Here is a 2,041-nt window from a genome sequence, read left to right as displayed (position 1 = left end):
ATCCCTATGTCTCGCTCGAGACCCTGGACACGCGTGATTTTGCCTGCGATGACCCCCGTGGCTTCCTCGCCCAGTACCGCCAGGGCGCGGTGCTCGACGAGATCCAGCGGGTTCCAGAGTTGTTGAGCTACCTGCAAACCGAAGTCGATGAGCGACCCGAGGTCGGCCGTTTCGTTCTGACCGGGTCGCAACATCTTGGTCTGAGCGAGGCGATTGCCCAATCGCTTGCCGGCCGCTGTGGGCTGCTGACGCTCCTGCCACCCAGCTTGTCCGAGCTGCGTGCGTTCCCGAACGCGCCAGACGACCTCTGGACACTGCTCTGGCAGGGCAGCTATCCGCGCATCTATGATCGTGCCATTCCCGCCCATCAATGGCTCGGTGACTATCTTGCGACTTACATTCAGCGGGATGTGCGCCAGATCATCAATGTTGGCGACCTGCAGAGCTTCATGACGTTCGTTCGCCTCTGTGCTGGGCGCAGTGGACAAGAAATCAACCTCAGCTCGCTGGGCGCCGATGCGGGCATCTCGCATAACACCGCGCGGGCCTGGTTGTCGGTGCTGGAGACCAGCTTTGTCCTGCATCGCCTACCCGCGTGGCATGCCACTGTCCGCAAGCAGCTCGTCAAGGCGCCCAAGCTCCACCTCTTCGACAGCGGTCTGCTGTGTTACCTGCTGGGCATGCGTGAGCCTGAGCAGTTGCAATCACACCCCTTACGCGGAGCCATCTTCGAGAGCTGGGTGGTCGCCGAGGTTTACAAGGGGATCGTGCACAGGGGCCAACGGCCCAGTCTGTTTCACTATCGCGAGAGCCGAGGGATCGAACTTGATCTGCTGATCGAAAACGGACTTCGGCTCGACAGCGTCGAGATCAAATCGGGCGCCACCATCGCCAGCGACTTTTTCCGCAACCTGAAGCGTTTCGCCGAACGACCTGTGGACAGGCCCGCAAGCGATGACCAGAGGGCATTCTTGGTGTACGGGGGCGACAGTACCCAGCATCGGTCAGACGCCTTGGTGTTGTCTTGGCGTGATGTTGAGAGGTTAACGACGCCGTGAGCAAGGCCGGGGCCTGATCACTATCGGATGTCCGTCACGGGTGTCGAATCCCGTCATAATCTGACAGGCGGTCGAGTCTCGCGCTCAAGGATGCTTCATCCTATTGAGGGACGACTCGCAATTCCGTTCAGCATCCTCACCCCCCAAACGGCACACTCAAACTGACCCGGATATCACGCCCCGGGCTCAACGCATAACCCTTGTAGGTATCGAGAAAATCCCGGTACTCGGTATCGAACAGATTGCGCACCGTGAGATCAACCCGAGCCAGACGGTTGCCGAAGGCACGGAAGGCAAAGCCCAGATCGAGATCGGCCAGCGTGTATGCATCGGTCGAGGCGGTGCCAAAGGGCATCAGGTCGAACTGCGAGAACGGCTCGCCGGGCGCCGCGTCTTTTGCCGCAGCATGGCGCATACCGAGGGTCAGATAGGGCTCACGAATCGGCCCGCGCTCGGCAAACCAATAGGTCGCGTTGAGCCGCAGCGAGTCGGCGGGCAGCAAGGGCAGGTCCTCGTCGGTGCGGTCATTGGTGCCCCGCACCAGATCTAGCGCGCCGCTCAGCTCAAGCTGATCGGTCACCTGCCAGCTGGCTTCCAGCTCGAGCCCGGTCAGCAAGGCATCGTCCTGCTGGTAGGCGAAGATCGGCAGGTCGTTGCGCGAGCGACCGGTATCTTGCAGATAGATGTAGTCGCTGATGGCGTTGCGATAGACCGTTGCACTGCCCTGTAGCCGGGGGGTGTTCCAGCGCAGTCCGAGATCGACGTTGATGGACTTCTCCGGCTCAAGGTTGGGATCACCCTCCTGGATCGCGGCCACGCCACCATGGACGCCATCGGCGTAGAGTTCGAACAGGCTCGGCGCGCGGAAGCCGCGCCCGAGATTGGAGGCGATGGCGACCTGATCGGTCAGGCGATAGACCGCGCCGAGCGAGCCGGTGAAGACCGAGTAGTCGTGCGCGTCACGCCCGACGAAAGTGACCGGT

At 61.7% G+C, this 2,041-nt stretch carries 2 protein-coding genes; one reads left to right on the top strand and one right to left on the bottom strand.

What is annotated here, in order from left to right; translation table 11 throughout:
- A partial coding sequence (locus VBE63_RS28075) for an ATP-binding protein (RefSeq protein ID WP_323686279.1) occupies window positions 1-1,058 on the top strand: 1,058 nt, incomplete at its 5' end.
- Between the two features lie 136 nt (window positions 1,059-1,194).
- Here the strand turns inward: VBE63_RS28075 and VBE63_RS28070 are convergent.
- Window positions 1,195-2,041 (bottom strand): TonB-dependent receptor (locus VBE63_RS28070; protein WP_323686278.1); only part of this gene is annotated, 847 nt, incomplete at its 5' end.

The sequence above is a fragment of the Lamprobacter sp. genome, from assembly GCF_034860625.1.
Lineage (GTDB): Bacteria > Pseudomonadota > Gammaproteobacteria > Chromatiales > Chromatiaceae > Lamprobacter.
The sequence above is the reverse complement of the archived record's forward strand: the minus strand, read 5'-3'. Positions and strand labels throughout refer to the sequence as shown.